This is a genomic window from Enterobacter sp. 03-F-07-AD-ECC (assembly GCF_047530935.1).
Classification (GTDB): domain Bacteria; phylum Pseudomonadota; class Gammaproteobacteria; order Enterobacterales; family Enterobacteriaceae; genus Enterobacter; species Enterobacter cloacae.
Genome location: NZ_JBLKBZ010000008.1, coordinates 20153 through 34807 on the forward strand (window position 1 = coordinate 20153; position 14655 = coordinate 34807).

Sequence of the window (14655 nt, forward strand, 5' to 3'; positions counted from 1 at the left end):
CGGGCCTGGTGTGTCAGATAGTGACTACGGCAATCAGTGTTACCACGGTCAGGATGGTTGCCAGACCGTAGAACACCCATTTACCGCTCGGTACGTGGATCTTAAGATCATGCATCGCATGATGGATACGGTGCAGGCCGCACCACAGCGGCAGGACAATCATCAGGAAGATGAATACCCGGCCAATAAAGCTACCTGCAAATGCCAGGACGCGCTCATAGCTCAGCGCATCACCGGGGAACAGACCCAGCGGCAGCATAATGCCGACCAGCAGGATAATGACAGGCGCAATGATGGCACTCCACATGCCGCCTGCGCCAAAGAGGCCCCAGAAGACCGGCTCGTCTGAACGTTTTGGATTTGGATTGATCACAATAGTCTCCTTACCAGAACAGTGCGACAAACAGAATGACCACAGAGACCACTGCCGTCACTGCCCAAAGCCCTTTAATGACCGGCTCTGGCCCCATTTTCTCGCCTTTTACGATAATATTCGCCGCTTTTGGCGCCAGTTCAAACCAGGTTTTGGTATGAAGCAGGGCGGCCGCGAGCACAATCAGGTTCAGGATCACGATGATCGGGTTTTGCAGGAACCCGACAAAACTGGCCCAGGTTTCAGGGCCATGTTTGAGGGCAAAGACGCCATACATCAGTTCAAGGCTGAACCAGACCGCAGGCACCGCAGTGCCTTCACGCAGCATATAGAAGCGATAAAACGGCAGTTTCTTCCACCAGGTGGACGGCATCGGCCGCACGTAGGCTTTGCGTTTAGTCGTCATCATGCACTCCTTAGCGTGGTTTCAGGGTGGCGATAAGAAAGTCTTTCGAGCTTTCCACTTTACCCTGCTGAATAGCGGCGGCCGGGTCGACGTGCTTCGGACAGACTTCGGAGCAGTAGCCCACAAAAGTACAGCTCCAGACGCCGTTCTGGCTGTTAAGCTGCGGCATACGTTCTTTTTTACCGTGGTCGCGGCTATCCTCGTTGTAGCGGTGCGCCAGCGTGATCGCCGCCGGGCCGATGAACTCAGGGTTCAGACCAAACTGTGGACACGCGGCGTAGCAAAGACCGCAGTTGATGCACCCGGAGAACTGATGGTATTTCGCCATCTGGGCGGGCGTCTGGGTATTCGGTCCCTGATCCGGCGTGCGCGGGTTGCCAATGATGTACGGCTTAATGGCTTCCAGGCTTTCGATAAAGTGGGTCATATCGACCACCAGATCGCGCTCAATCGGGAAGTTGCCCAGCGCTTCAACCTTGATGCCTTTGGTGTAATCACGCAGGAAGGTTTTACAGGCCAGTTTCGGTACTTTGTTCACCATCATGCCGCAGGAGCCGCAGATGGCCATGCGGCAGGACCAGCGATAGCTCAGGTCCGGTGCCAGGTTATCCTTGATATAGCCGAGCGCATCCAGCAGAGAGGTTTGCTCGTCATAGGGCACTTCATAGAAAGCGCTGTGTGGCGCGGTGTCCACTTCCGGGTTGTAGCGCACCACTTCAACTTTCAGTGTTTGCATCTCAGCCATTCGCCTTCTCCTTCTTCTCGGCGGCTTCTGCTTCTGCGCCGTAAACGCGTTTAGCCGGTGGCAGCGTTGTGATCTTCACGTCGCTGTAGTCCAGACGAGTGGTGCCATCCGCGTCGCGCCAGGCGAGGGTGTGTTTCAGGAAATTGACGTCGTCACGCTCGGTGCAGCCCTCATCAAGACGCTGATGTGCCCCGCGTGACTCTTTGCGTGCCAGCGCAGAGTGCGCCATACATTCCGCGACGTTCAGGCCGTGACCGAGCTCGATGGTATAAAGCAGGTCGGTGTTGAACACGCTGGAGGTGTCGGTGATGCGCACGCGTTTGAAACGCTCCTGCAGTTCCGCCAGCTTATCGACAGTTTTCTGCATCAGCTCTGGTGTACGGTAGATACCGCAGCCCTCTTCCATCGACATGCCCATTTCGTCGCGGATTTTCGACCAGTTTTCGTTGCCTTCCTGATTGACCAGATCCTTCAGCCGTTTCTCTACGTCAGCGACCTGCGCGTCCAGTGCTGCGCCGTTGGCTTCGCCCGCCGTTGCGGCACGCTCCATCGCGCGTTCGCCCGCCATGCGGCCAAAGACAACCAGCTCCGCCAGCGAGTTTGACCCGAGACGGTTGGCACCGTGCAGGCCGACAGAGGAGCATTCGCCGACGGCGAACAACCCTTTGATGCGCGTTTCACACTGCTGGTCGGTTTCGATCCCACCCATGGTGTAGTGCGCTGTTGGGCGTACCGGAATCGGCTCTTTCACCGGGTCGACACCTACGTAGGCTTTTGCGAGCTCGCAGATGAACGGCAGACGTTCCAGCAGTTTCTTCTCGCCGAGGTGACGCAGATCGAGGTAGACCACATCGCCACGCGGCGTGGAGATCGTGTTGCCTTTGCGCCACTCATGCCAGAAGGCCTGAGACACTTTGTCGCGCGGGCCGAGCTCCATGTATTTGTTTTTCGGCTCACCGAGCGGCGTTTCCGGGCCCATGCCGTAATCCTGCAGATAACGGTAGCCATTCTTGTTGACCAGAATACCGCCTTCGCCACGGCAACCTTCCGTCATCAGAATGCCGGAACCCGGCAGGCCGGTAGGGTGATACTGGACAAATTCCATATCGCGCAGCGGCACGCCGTGGCTGAGCGCCATGCCCATACCGTCACCGGTGACGATGCCGCCGTTGGTGTTGTAGCGGTAAACCCGGCCCGCGCCGCCCGTTGCCATCACTACCGCGTTAGCGCGGATCTGCACGAGCGTGCCTTCCATCATGTTCATCGCCACCAGACCGCGCGCGTGACCGTCATCGACCAGAATATCGAGGACAAAATGTTCGTCAAAACGCTGGATTTGTGGGAACTGAAGGGAGGTCTGGAACAGGGTGTGCAGCATGTGGAAGCCAGTCTTATCGGCGGCAAACCAGGTGCGTTCAATTTTCATTCCGCCGAAGCGACGAACGTTGACGCTGCCGTCCGGACGGCGGCTCCACGGGCAGCCCCACTGTTCAAGCTGGGTCATTTCCGTTGGACAGTGGTGTACAAAGTAGTCAACGACATCCTGTTCGCAAAGCCAGTCGCCCCCTGCAACCGTGTCGTGGAAATGGTATTCGAAGCTGTCATGATCCTGCGCAACGGCGGCGGATCCTCCTTCTGCGGCAACCGTGTGGCTGCGCATCGGATAGACTTTTGAAATCAGTGCGATTTTAGCGTTGGGATTAGCCTGTGCTGCAGCAATCGCAGCACGTAATCCCGCTCCGCCAGCGCCTATTACGGCAAGATCGGCTTGAAAAGTTTGCACGACATTCCTCCAGATTTTTGTTATTTCGCAACGCGATAAACTAAAGGTAGCCCACCTGTCCGCAAGGACGATTGCGAAAGCGTTTCCACTGCTCCTTTATGGGTAAAGAAGTATAACCGCGCGAACGGCAGGGAAATTTGACGTGTTCGATTTTTTTGCTGTTCTGTGCGGTGATTTATCATCGTGAATGATGAATTCCGTCACGTGATAGTTGCCCTAAATGAAATGCGATTTTTATTGCGCAAAATTTGTCTCTGTCCGTGCTAACGAGTAGACTTCGTGCCCTTGTCTGAAATCGGAGAATTACCCATGAGCGAAACGGCCACCTGGCAGCCGAGCGCATCCATCCCCAATCTGCTGAAACGCGCTGCAATTATGGCGGAGATCCGCCGCTTCTTTGCCGACCGCGGAGTCCTTGAGGTGGAAACGCCGTGCATGAGTCAGGCTACGGTAACGGATATACATCTGGTGCCGTTTGAAACCCGTTTTGTTGGCCCCGGTCATTCTCAGGGCATGAACCTCTGGCTGATGACCAGCCCGGAATACCACATGAAACGCCTGCTGGCGGCAGGGTGTGGCCCGGTGTATCAGTTGTGCCGCAGTTTCCGTAATGAAGAGATGGGGCGTCACCATAATCCGGAATTCACCATGCTGGAGTGGTACCGTCCACATTACGATATGTACCGCCTGATGAACGAGGTAGACGATCTGCTGCAGCAGGTTCTCGACTGCTCAGAAGCGGAAACGCTCTCTTATCAGCAGGCTTTCCAGCGTTATCTGGAAATTGATCCACTGTCAGCGGACAAAACCCAGCTGCGCGAAGTTGCGGCAAAACTGGATCTGAGCAACGTGGCGGATACTGAAGAAGATCGCGACACGCTGCTGCAACTGCTCTTCACCTTTGGGGTTGAACCGCAGATTGGCAAAGATCGTCCGACTTTCGTCTACCACTTCCCGGCAAGCCAGGCTTCTCTGGCGCAGATCAGCACTGAAGATCACCGCGTGGCGGAGCGTTTTGAGGTCTATTACAAGGGCATTGAGCTGGCGAATGGTTTCCACGAACTGACCGACGCCCGCGAACAGCAGCAGCGTTTTGAGCAGGATAACCGCAAGCGCGCCGCGCGCGGTCTGCCGCAGCAGCCTATTGATACTAACCTGCTGGAGGCCCTGAAAGCGGGTCTGCCGGATTGTTCTGGCGTGGCGTTGGGTGTGGATCGTCTGGTGATGCTGGCGCTGGGCGCAGAACAGCTGGGCGATGTGATTGCTTTTACCGTCGATCGAGCCTGACGGCAGTACCCCCTCTCCCACGGGAGAGGGGGTACTGGCTGGCTTACAAACTCCCCGCCGGGCGTTTACGCGCCGCAGAGGTTAATGTTTTTCCTGTCTTAAGTCCGTCCAGGCTTTCCAGACGCATCTGGAACGGTGGGAACGGCATATCAATACCGTGCTCACGGAAGCCAGCCAGAATCAGCTGGTGGATCTCATGGCGCAGCGGCATACGGTGCCCCATTTCGGCGGCGTAAATACGCAATTCGAAAATCTGGATACCCTGCTGGAGATCGACCAGGAACACTTCCGGCGCCGGGTTATCAAGGACCAGCGTGCAGCGTTCGGCGGCGGTGTAGAGGATCTGTGTGACCTCTTCACTGTTGGCATCCGAGGGCGCTGGTACCGTCAGCACCACACGCGTGACAGAGTCTGACAGCGACCAGTTGATAAACTGCTCGGTGATAAACGCCTTGTTGGGCACGATGATCTCTTTGCGATCCCAGTCGCTGATCGTGGTGGCGCGGGTGTTGATTTTGGTGATGCTGCCTGTCAGATCGCGGATCGTCACCGTATCGCCAATACGAATCGGTTTTTCAAACAGGATAATCAGGCCGGACACAAAGTTAGCGAAAATCTCCTGCATGCCAAAGCCCAGACCAAACGTCAGCGCGGCAACCAGCCACTGCAATTTAGACCACTCAATACCAATCATGGAGAATCCAACCATCCCGCCAAAGAGCAGAATCAGGTATTTGGTGATGGTGGTAATGGCATAGCCCGTACCGGGGGTTAAATCCAGGTGCTGCAACAGCGCCAGCTCCAGCAGTGCCGGGAAATTACGCACCAGCTGCGTGGTGATGATCAACACCAGAATGGCAATCAGCACCGCACCTAAGGTTATGGGCTCCAGGCTCTCCACACCCTGCACCGTGGACGTCACATCCCACAGCGAGATGTTCTCCAGGAAACCAAACGCGGAGTGGATTTCTGACCACAGGAAGATCACCGACAGCAGCGCAATCAGCATCAGGATGGAGCGTACCAGACGCAGAGACTGGGTGCTGATAGCGTCGAGATCCAGCTCAACCTCGTCCGCATCTATCGTGCCTTCGGTGCTGTTGACGTGGTTTGGCTCATCCTCGCCTCGCGCACGCTGGGCGAGGATCTCCGCCCGGCGATGCTTGGCGCGGTCAAACGCCAGACGGCGTCGCTGGATCAACATCCCCCGGCGGATGACGTGATAGATCACCAGCAGCAGGAACCAGATGGCAACGGAGGTTTCCAGTCGCGCCAGCAGTGCCTGCGAGGTCGCCAGGTAACCCACCGCCGCTGCCAGCATGGCAACCAGGGGGGCGCACAGCAGCAGGTTCCAGAGCATGCGGTTGAACATGTTGTCGCCGCTGCCGGTTTTATCCAGATAGAGCGGTATACCAGCCCGTTTCAGGCTGAGCGTGACGATGGCCAGCGCACCGCATATCAACATAAAGCAGAGACGGCCCAGCGAGCCCGAAAACTCCCGGTCATTGAGATTATCAAACATGATCAGCGCCATAATCAGCGGCACAATCAGCCCGATGCTCATCAGGTAGTAACGCATGGCGCGCGCCACGCGGTTACGCGGCCAGCCAAAGTGAGCAATGAACAGACCATTCGGTCGCGCAAACGTGGCGCAAATCATCACTACCCACAGCAGGGGGACGGTAGCGGTCACGCCATCGCCAATGGCGACCGCGAGCGGGTAGGGCCAGGCCTCCCGCAGGCCATAACCGAGCGTCATCCACAGGACCGGCAGCGGCGAGGCGACAAGTATTGACCAGAACACGGTACGCAGCGTCAGCCAGAAGTGATCCTGCGTAACCTTACCCACCCGGGCGCTGGAGCGTTCCAGGAAGCGGGTGAAGTGTCTGCGTGAGTAAATGCTAAAGCCCACCAGAATCAACGCGCCCAGAAGAGGGAAAATGGTCTCTTTGCTGGTGAGCATCATCACGCTGGCTTTTCCAAGCTGGCTAAAGGTATCCAGCGAGATCAAACGGCGCAGATCCTGAACGATCTCGATTGGCCATGAGAAGGTCATTGGGCGCACGTCAGAGGTCCAGAAGAGATAACGGTGCGTTGCCTCGTTCACCTCTTTCAGCGCATCTTCCAGCTGACTGTTGGAGACCTTCAGCTTGGTCAGCTCCAGAATCAGCGTATCCCCGCCCTGTAACAGGGAGTTCAGCAGCTCGCGCTGGGTCCGCAACTGGGCTTCCAGAATACGGTTTTGCTCGCTGGTGAGAGGCTGCCCATCGGCCTGACGGATCTGGCGGATTTGCGGCTGTTTATTGAGAAGGTCTTCATAGTGCAGGCGTTGAACACGCAGTTGCGCCATCTCGGTATCCAGCTGCTGCGGTTTTGGCATCTCCGGCAGGCGTGAAACCTGGGCGCGTAATGCCTCTCCCAGCAGGTTGGACGAGCCCAGCCACTGAGACTGCTCGCGCAGGGTGTTGAGCGCCTGGCGAACCTGAAGGGTTTGATTGGTGGCCTGACGTTGCTGGGACGCCACCAGATCCATACGCTGCGCCTGCTGATTCAGTGCAGCAGAGAGCTCACGGTTAACCTTAAACTGGTCAACGATGCCCGCTGGCAGGTTATCGCTGTTTTCTGCCAGCAGCTCGGTGCTTTCCAGCGCGCGCTCAGCTTCACGCTGGCGCTGGCTGTTAAGTTGATTACGTAAAGCCTGCAGGTAAGCATCGAGCTGTTCGCTCTGCTTTTGCGCCAGTTCGGAGCGCATCCGCGACAGCTCCTGGCGGTTGTTTGCCGAGAGCTGCGCCAGCTCCAGTTCATCGACCAGTGCTTTAAGTCTGGCTGATTCAGCCTGAAGCGACAGATTTTGCGCCTGGTTCTGCGGCGTGTTACCCGTTTGGGTACCGATACGGCGCTCAACCTCGTTGAGCTGACGGCGGGCATCGGTTTGCTGTTGCGGAAGCTGGCTCAGCGAGTCGGCGATTTCACGTGCGCGTTCCTGCTCCTGCTGTGCCAGACGACTCTTTTCCAGAAGCTGACTGCTAACCTGCAGGATCTCCTGATTCAACGCGTCAGAGGTCATGCCAGCAGGCACATCGCGCGGTTCATCGCGCAGATTGCTCAACTGATTGCGTAGCGTTTGCGAGAGTTTGGGGAAGTTGTCGATAACCTGCTGATATTGCTGAGCGCGCTCAAGGGAGCCTTTCCGCTCCTCAAGCGCATTCAGTGCAGACTGGAGCGACTCCACGGTCTCTGGCTGAGCGGGTTTTGCCGCTTTCGCCTGCTCCAGTTCCTGGGTTATCTGTTTTGCGTCGGGGGCTGTCGCTGCGTACGCCCCCATGCTGAGGCACCAGGCCATCAGTAGTACGATAATCGGGCGCACGTCAGCGTTCCTTCTGTTGTTAGCCTTCGTCTTTTTTGTCGTCAACCAGCGGGCTGGCGTCAAGTTCGGCCTTGATCTCTTCTTCCGGGAGCGGTGCAGGCTCTGCGTCCGGCGTCACGAAAGGTTCAGTCGAGACCGCCAGCGGCTGGCCGAGTTTGGTGACTGACAGGCTCTGGAGCTGTTCAGCCAGCTTCACTTTGCCAGGGGCAAAGAGGTTGATAACCGTGGAACCCAGCTTGAAGCGACCCATCTCCTGGCCTTTCAGCAGAGCGACTGCGCCTTCTTCTTCACCAGCAGGCCAGGTCCAGCGTTTGATCACGCCTTCACGTGGTGGGGTGATGGTTCCAGCCCAGACCGTTTCGATGCTGCCGACAATCGTTGCACCCACCAGAATCTGCGCCATTGGGCCAAACTCAGTATCAAACAGGCAGATGACGCGTTCGTTACGCGCGAACAGGTTGGGAACGTTTTGCGCGGTCAGGTGGTTCACGGAGAACAGATCGCCCGGCACGTAGATCATTTCACGCAGGATCCCGTTGCACGGCATGTGCACGCGGTGATAGTCACGCGGAGAGAGATAGGTGGTGGCGAAGGTACCGTTGCGGAACAGATCCGCCATCAGATAGTTACCCGCCAGCAGCGCTTCCAGGCTGTAGTTGTGGCCTTTTGCCTGCAGGATTTTATCGTCTTCGATGTTACCCAGCTGGCTAATCACGCCATCCGCAGGCATGACCAGCACGTTAGGATCGGTATCAACCGGGCGGACTTCGTCGCGCAGTGGGCGCACGAAGAATTCGTTGAAGGTGCGATAGCTGGCGGTATCTGGCTTCTGCGCCTCTTTCATGTCGACCTTGTAATATTTTACGAAAAGGTCGATGACCAGTTTGGTCAGCCAGCCCGCTCGTTTGCTCGCGCCCCAGCCCGCCAGGCGAGTGAGCCACAGTTTTGGCAGAATGTATTGAAGCGAAAGTTTAAATGCGTTTAACAAGGTAGCCTCCAGGCCATTTTTTGTCGTTCCTGATCCGGCTGTAATCAGCCGGAACCTGAAAAAAGGGGACGATTTTAGCGATGCTTAGCTTAGTTGTCAGTTATCAGAATCAGAAAAGTTTTTACGCGTTTTTACCTGATCCATGCTCTCAAGAATGCGGTGGTAGTTATCAAAGCGGGTCTCCGCAATCTCACCTTTCTCGACCGCTTCGCGGATGGCACAGCCCGGGTCGTTATCGTGTTTACAGTCCCGGTATTTGCAAGCCCCTAAATAATCATGGAATTCGACAAATCCGTTGAAGATTTGTTCCGGCTCAAGGTGCCACAAACCGAATTCACGCACGCCCGGAGAGTCAATCACATCGCCGCCATGCGGGAAGTGGTAGAGACGAGAAGCGGTAGTGGTGTGCTGGCCCAGGCCCGAGACATCAGAGACATCGTTAGTCAGAATTTCTTGCTGGAGACCGAGAAGATTATTCAGCAGGCTGGATTTCCCCACGCCGGACTGACCCGCAAAGATACTGATGCGCCCGGTCAGCGCTTCTTCTAAGGGTTTCAGGCCATCTTTGGTGTAGCTGGAGACCATCAGCACGCGATAACCGATCTTGCGGTAGATATCCATCTGCTCATTCACGAAGTCCATACCTTCATCATCCAGCAGATCGATCTTGTTCAGAACAATGATTGGCTCAACCTGTAACGTTTCGCAGGCAACAAGGTAGCGGTCGATAATATTGAGCGACAGCTCGGGCAAAATCGCCGAGACGATGACGATCTGGTTGATATTGGCGGCAATGGGTTTTACCCCGTCGTAGAAATCGGGACGGGTAAGTACCGACGTGCGCTCGTGAACCGCTTCAACGATACCTTTGACCGTTACGCCTTCCGCCGCCTCTTTACCTGGACGCCAGACAACGCGATCGCCGGTAACCAGCGAACGAATAGTCCGTCGAATGTTGCAACGGTGGATCTCACCGTCGGCGGATTCCACGTCGGCATGCATACCGAAACGGCTGATGACGACGCCTTCCGTCGGCTCACCAAACAGGTTGTCGTCGTAATCGACCTTCTCCGAAGTGGTTTTAAGACGGCGCTGGTGATTGGCATTCACGCGGCGCTGCTGCCCTTTGGAGAGTTTATTTTTACTCAATCGCGCTGGCTCCTGGTCGCCCGTAAGGGGCAAAACCTCTATGATACACTCTAATTAATACTAGTTAACCTGCTACAGCCGGTTATGCGAGAAGGGTGGAAAATAACATGAGCGCGGATGAAAACAACCTGATTTGGATCGATCTTGAAATGACCGGGCTGGATCCCGAGCGCGATCGCATTATTGAGATTGCCACGCTGGTCACCGATGCAAACCTGAATATTCTGGCGGAAGGGCCAACCATTGCGGTGCACCAGTCCGACGATCAGCTTGCGTTGATGGATGAGTGGAACGTGCGTACCCACACCGGCAGCGGGCTGGTTGAACGGGTGAAGGCGAGCACGATGGGCGACCGCGAGGCGGAGCTGGCGACGCTTGAGTTTCTGAAACAGTGGGTCCCGGCGGGCAAATCCCCTATCTGTGGTAATAGCATTGGCCAGGATCGTCGTTTCCTGTTTAAGTACATGCCGGAGCTGGAATCTTACTTCCACTACCGTTATCTGGACGTGAGCACCCTTAAAGAGCTGGCGCGCCGCTGGAAACCCGAAATCCTCGATGGCTTTAAAAAGCAGGGTACGCATCAGGCGATGGACGATATCCGTGAGTCCGTCGCGGAGCTGGCGTACTATCGCGAAAACTTTATTAAGCTGTGATTTTGAGACCTGGCGCCTTGCGTGGCCGGGTTTTTGTCGTTAAATTGTTCAGCTTGCCGATTAAATAAGCACTTGAACTGATTTTCGAAAAAATCGCGTTGAGGGGGGTTGCAGCTAAAAGGATTTCTCGTATAATGCGCCTCCCGTAACGACAGAGAAATACGCGTTACGACAGCAACAAAAGCAGTACAAATTTGCGGGAATAGCTCAGTTGGTAGAGCACGACCTTGCCAAGGTCGGGGTCGCGAGTTCGAGTCTCGTTTCCCGCTCCAAAATTTGAAAAGTATCGCAAGATACGCCAGCACCAGAACACCCAAGCGGGAATAGCTCAGTTGGTAGAGCACGACCTTGCCAAGGTCGGGGTCGCGAGTTCGAGTCTCGTTTCCCGCTCCAAAATTTGAAAGTATCGCAAGATACGCACAGCTTCAGAACACCCAAGCGGGAATAGCTCAGTTGGTAGAGCACGACCTTGCCAAGGTCGGGGTCGCGAGTTCGAGTCTCGTTTCCCGCTCCAAATTCTTCTTGATATCAAAAATATCCACAGCGATAAGATTCGTTGGGGACGTTTTCTATTACTTCCGAAATACTCTTGTAAACAGAGTTATCCACAGATTTTGGGTGTAGCCGAAACCGTGTAAAAAGTTAGCAGGGTGAATAGTATCTCTGTAACTTACTGTATATGCTTGAGAAAATTTGATTTCAAAATGTTATTGAGATCACTTGACCTCATCTCCAGCCCTGATGCTGCTTGAGTTTGTAATTTTATTCACAGGCTGTGAATAGTTCACGCATCCCGCGGAAGCCCTTTTTCTATCACCCTCACCAGGCGTTGTTTTTGCGGTGGTTGCACCTCAACCACGCAGGCATTTCGCTTCTCGATTTGCTGCGCAATCGCCCACTCTATGTGTTCATCGAGAAGTGGGTGCTCACCTCTACGGCTCTCAAGCGCCCGGATATTCGCTTCATCCCACGGGGCATTCCCCAGCGCAACGGCGACATTACGCAGCCAGCGCAGATGGCCAATACGGCGAATGGCCGAACCTTCCGTCACTTTCAGGAACCAGGCTTCACTCCAGGCGAACAGTTCAATGAGCTGTGGCGCATGCAGCGCCTTACGCGGGCTAAAATCCTCTTCGTCTGTGAGCTGCGAATAACGGTTCCACGGGCAAATTAACTGGCAGTCGTCGCAGCCGTAGATGCGATTGCCAATAAGTGGTCGGAATTCTTCAGGGATCGCCCCTTCCAGTTCGATGGTGAGGTAAGAGATGCAGCGTCGGGCATCCACCGTATAGGGCTCAACGATAGCGCCAGTCGGGCAGATAGTCATACAGGCCACGCAGCGCCCACAACCTTCTTCTACCGGGCCGTCTACCGGCAGTGGTAAATCAATCAGCAGTTCACCAAGGAAAAAGAACGATCCGGCGTCGCGGCTCAGAATAAGTGAGTGCTTACCAGTCCAGCCAAGCCCGGCTTTTTCAGCGATAGGGCGCTCAAGAACAGGCGCGGAGTCGACAAACGGTCTAAAATTCAGCGAAACACAGTGCTGCTGAATAGTTTCGCCGAGTTTTTTTAGTCGGTTACGCAGAAGCTTATGGTAATCACGCCCCAGGGCATACCGGCTAACGTAACCGAGAGAGGGATTTTTTAACGTACGCGCAAAAGCCGCGTTGGCGGGAAGATAATTCATGCGTACGCTGATAACGCGTAACGTACCCGGCAACAGCTCGTGTGGACGGGCCCGCATCATGCCGTGACGCGCCATCCACTCCATTTCGCCGTGGTATTGTTTATCCAGCCAGGCCTGCAGTTTTGGCTCGCTGGCGGAGAGATCGGTGTCGGTGATCCCCACCTTCTGGAAGCCCAGTTCAGCACCCCACTGTTTTATTTTTTGCGCTAACTGATTGAGATCGAGGGGCTGTGACATGACGGACCATACTGTGAAGAAAAACCCCGCAAGTATACCACATTCCATCTGGCATGCGGATGACCTCAGACGCGCCGAAAAAGAGGCCGCGGACAGTCTTGGCATTACCCTTTATGAGCTCATGCAGCGGGCGGGCGAGGCGGCATTCAACATTGCCCGCAGTGCGTATCCGCAATCCGGCCACTGGCTCATTTTATGCGGACACGGCAATAACGGTGGCGATGGTTACGTTGTCGCCCGGCTGGCGGTCGCGGCAGGTCTCCGCGTTACGTTACTGGCGCTGGAGAGCGATAAGCCGCTGCCGGAAGAAGCCAGCGCCGCGCGGGAAGCCTGGCTGAATGCAGGCGGAGTGATTCATGCATCCGATATCGTCTGGCCAGAGGATGTTGATCTGATTGTTGATGGTCTGCTGGGCACCGGGTTACGTAGTGCGCCCCGTGATAACGTAGCCGCTCTGATTGCGCGCGCCAATGCCCATACCGCGCCGGTGGTGGCACTGGATATTCCCTCTGGTCTGTTGGCGGAAACCGGTGCGACACCGGGAGCGGTGATCCAGGCCGCGCATACCGTCACGTTTATTGCCCTGAAGCCCGGGTTACTCACCGGGAAAGCGAGGGATGTGGTGGGCTCGTTGCACCATAACGCCCTGGGGCTGGAGAGCTGGCTTGCCGGGCAGGAGACACACCTTTCCCGCTTTGATGCTACTCAACTTAGCCACTGGCTGCCGCCGCGTCGGCCAACGTCGCACAAGGGCGACCACGGCAGGCTGGTCATCATTGGCGGCGATCACGGTACGGCTGGCGCAATCCGGATGACGGGGGAAGCTGCGTTGCGCAGCGGGGCGGGGCTGGTCCGGGTGCTGACACGCAGTGAAAATATCCCGCCCATTATTACGGCCCGACCAGAGCTGATGGTGCATGAGCTTACGCCGCAGACCCTTGAAGAGAGTCTTGAGTGGGCGGATGTGGTGGTGATTGGCCCGGGACTCGGGCAACAGGCCTGGGGTAAGCAGGCGCTGCAAAAGGTCGAGAATTTTCGTAAACCGATGCTCTGGGATGCCGATGCGCTGAACCTTCTGGCAATCAACCCGGATAAGCGTCACAATCGCATCCTGACGCCACACCCCGGCGAAGCCGCGCGGCTGCTTAACTGCAGCGTGGCAGAAATTGAAAGCGATCGCTTACTTTCTGCTCGCCGTCTGGTAAAACGTTACGGAGGTGTTGCCGTTCTTAAAGGGGCGGGAACCGTCATCGCAAGCGATGAGGCACTGGGCATTCTTGATGCCGGAAATGCGGGCATGGCGAGTGGCGGAATGGGCGATGTGCTTTCAGGCATCATCGGCGCATTGCTCGGGCAGAAACTTCCCCTTTATGATGCAGCCTGTGCCGGCTGCGTGGCTCACGGTGCGGCGGCTGACAGCCTGGCTGCACGGTATGGCACACGCGGTATGCTGGCCACCGATCTTTTTTGCACGCTGCGGCGTGTTGTTAACCCGGATGTGATTGACGTAGAAAATGACTAATCGAGCGATTCCTTTACCTGATGAACAAGCCACTTTAGAACTCGGCAAGCGCGTGGCGCAGGCCTGTCAGGGGGCGACTGTCATTTATCTTTATGGTGATTTAGGTGCGGGTAAAACCACCTTCAGCCGGGGTTTTTTGCAGGCGTTAGGCCATAACGGGAATGTGAAAAGCCCAACCTACACGCTGGTAGAACCGTACACTCTTGAAAATCTCATGGTGTATCACTTCGATTTATACCGACTTGCGGATCCTGAGGAGCTGGAATTTATGGGGATCCGTGATTATTTTGCCAATGATGCCATCTGCCTGGTGGAGTGGCCGCAACAAGGTGCGGGTGTGTTGCCTGACCCGGATGTCGAAATTCACTTAGATTACCAGGCACAAGGGCGTGAGGCGCGCATCAGTGCTGTTTCCTCATCAGGCAGTTCCTTACTGGCGCGTTTAGCCGGTTGAGCGT

Annotated in this window: 12 protein-coding genes and 3 tRNA genes; 7 read left to right on the forward strand and 8 right to left on the reverse strand. The window is 56.0% G+C overall.

Going from position 1 to position 14655, the window contains the following annotated elements; genetic code table 11:
* Positions 1-13: 13 nt before the first annotated feature.
* From frdD to frdA, 4 genes are read right to left on the reverse strand one after another with little or no spacing between them, the layout of a single operon-like run.
* A complete protein-coding gene (gene frdD, locus ACMWKA_RS14000; protein WP_013095272.1) occupies positions 14-373 on the reverse strand; it encodes a fumarate reductase subunit FrdD in 360 nt (119 codons plus the stop codon).
* A 10-nt stretch (positions 374-383) separates the two neighbouring features.
* On the reverse strand, positions 384-779 hold the full coding sequence (frdC, locus tag ACMWKA_RS14005; protein ID WP_013095273.1) for a fumarate reductase subunit FrdC: 396 nt from the start codon (positions 777-779) through the stop codon (positions 384-386).
* A 10-nt stretch (positions 780-789) separates the two neighbouring features.
* The gene (frdB, locus tag ACMWKA_RS14010) at positions 790-1524 is read right to left on the reverse strand and encodes a fumarate reductase iron-sulfur protein (RefSeq protein ID WP_013095274.1); all 735 of its coding nucleotides are present in this window, start codon (positions 1522-1524) and stop codon (positions 790-792) included.
* Positions 1517-3307, reverse strand: coding sequence for a fumarate reductase (quinol) flavoprotein subunit (gene frdA, locus ACMWKA_RS14015; protein ID WP_013095275.1), 1791 nt, complete (start codon positions 3305-3307; stop codon positions 1517-1519). Before frdA ends, frdB begins: the two co-directional genes overlap by 8 nt.
* 309 nt (positions 3308-3616) lie before the next feature.
* Here frdA and epmA point away from each other — a divergent pair, with 309 nt between their 5' ends.
* Positions 3617-4594 (forward strand): elongation factor P--(R)-beta-lysine ligase, encoded by a 978-nt coding sequence (gene epmA, locus ACMWKA_RS14020; protein ID WP_014830371.1) that lies wholly within the window; start codon positions 3617-3619, stop codon positions 4592-4594.
* Positions 4595-4637: 43 nt separating this feature from the next.
* On the opposite strand, the gene mscM is transcribed toward epmA, so the two are convergent.
* The 3 genes from mscM to rsgA form a co-directional block, all read right to left on the reverse strand.
* The gene (gene mscM / locus ACMWKA_RS14025) at positions 4638-7961 is read right to left on the reverse strand and encodes a miniconductance mechanosensitive channel MscM (protein WP_029883866.1); all 3324 of its coding nucleotides are present in this window, start codon (positions 7959-7961) and stop codon (positions 4638-4640) included.
* Between the two features lie 19 nt (positions 7962-7980).
* Complete coding sequence (gene asd, locus ACMWKA_RS14030) at positions 7981-8949, reverse strand: archaetidylserine decarboxylase (protein ID WP_013095278.1); 969 nt, start codon at positions 8947-8949, stop codon at positions 7981-7983.
* Between the two features lie 96 nt (positions 8950-9045).
* Complete coding sequence (gene rsgA / locus ACMWKA_RS14035; protein WP_013095279.1) at positions 9046-10098, reverse strand: small ribosomal subunit biogenesis GTPase RsgA; 1053 nt, start codon at positions 10096-10098, stop codon at positions 9046-9048.
* Positions 10099-10205: 107 nt separating this feature from the next.
* Between rsgA and orn the strand changes: the two genes are divergently transcribed.
* The 4 genes from orn to ACMWKA_RS14055 all read left to right on the forward strand — a co-directional run bounded on the left by orn (position 10206) and on the right by ACMWKA_RS14055 (position 11265).
* Complete coding sequence (orn, locus tag ACMWKA_RS14040) at positions 10206-10751, forward strand: oligoribonuclease (protein WP_013095280.1); 546 nt, start codon at positions 10206-10208, stop codon at positions 10749-10751.
* A gap of 196 nt (positions 10752-10947) precedes the next feature.
* Positions 10948-11023, forward strand: a tRNA-Gly gene (locus ACMWKA_RS14045).
* A 45-nt stretch (positions 11024-11068) separates the two neighbouring features.
* A tRNA-Gly gene (locus ACMWKA_RS14050) sits at positions 11069-11144 on the forward strand.
* Positions 11145-11189: 45 nt separating this feature from the next.
* Positions 11190-11265 (forward strand) — tRNA-Gly (locus ACMWKA_RS14055).
* A 270-nt stretch (positions 11266-11535) separates the two neighbouring features.
* Here ACMWKA_RS14055 and queG read toward each other — a convergent pair.
* Positions 11536-12675, reverse strand: coding sequence for a tRNA epoxyqueuosine(34) reductase QueG (gene queG, locus ACMWKA_RS14060; RefSeq protein ID WP_013095281.1), 1140 nt, complete (start codon positions 12673-12675; stop codon positions 11536-11538).
* Between queG and nnr the strand changes: the two genes are divergently transcribed.
* Together nnr and tsaE are read left to right on the forward strand one after the other, a co-directional pair.
* Positions 12674-14197 carry a bifunctional ADP-dependent NAD(P)H-hydrate dehydratase/NAD(P)H-hydrate epimerase gene (gene nnr / locus ACMWKA_RS14065; RefSeq protein WP_414760345.1) on the forward strand — a complete coding sequence of 508 codons (1524 nt, stop codon included), beginning with the start codon at positions 12674-12676 and terminating at the stop codon, positions 14195-14197. The genes queG and nnr overlap by 2 nt on opposite strands.
* Positions 14190-14651, forward strand: a complete 462-nt coding sequence (gene tsaE / locus ACMWKA_RS14070; protein WP_013095283.1) for a tRNA (adenosine(37)-N6)-threonylcarbamoyltransferase complex ATPase subunit type 1 TsaE — start codon at positions 14190-14192, stop codon at positions 14649-14651. The genes nnr and tsaE overlap by 8 nt, the downstream gene beginning before the upstream one ends.
* The last annotated feature ends 4 nt before the right edge of the window (positions 14652-14655 follow it).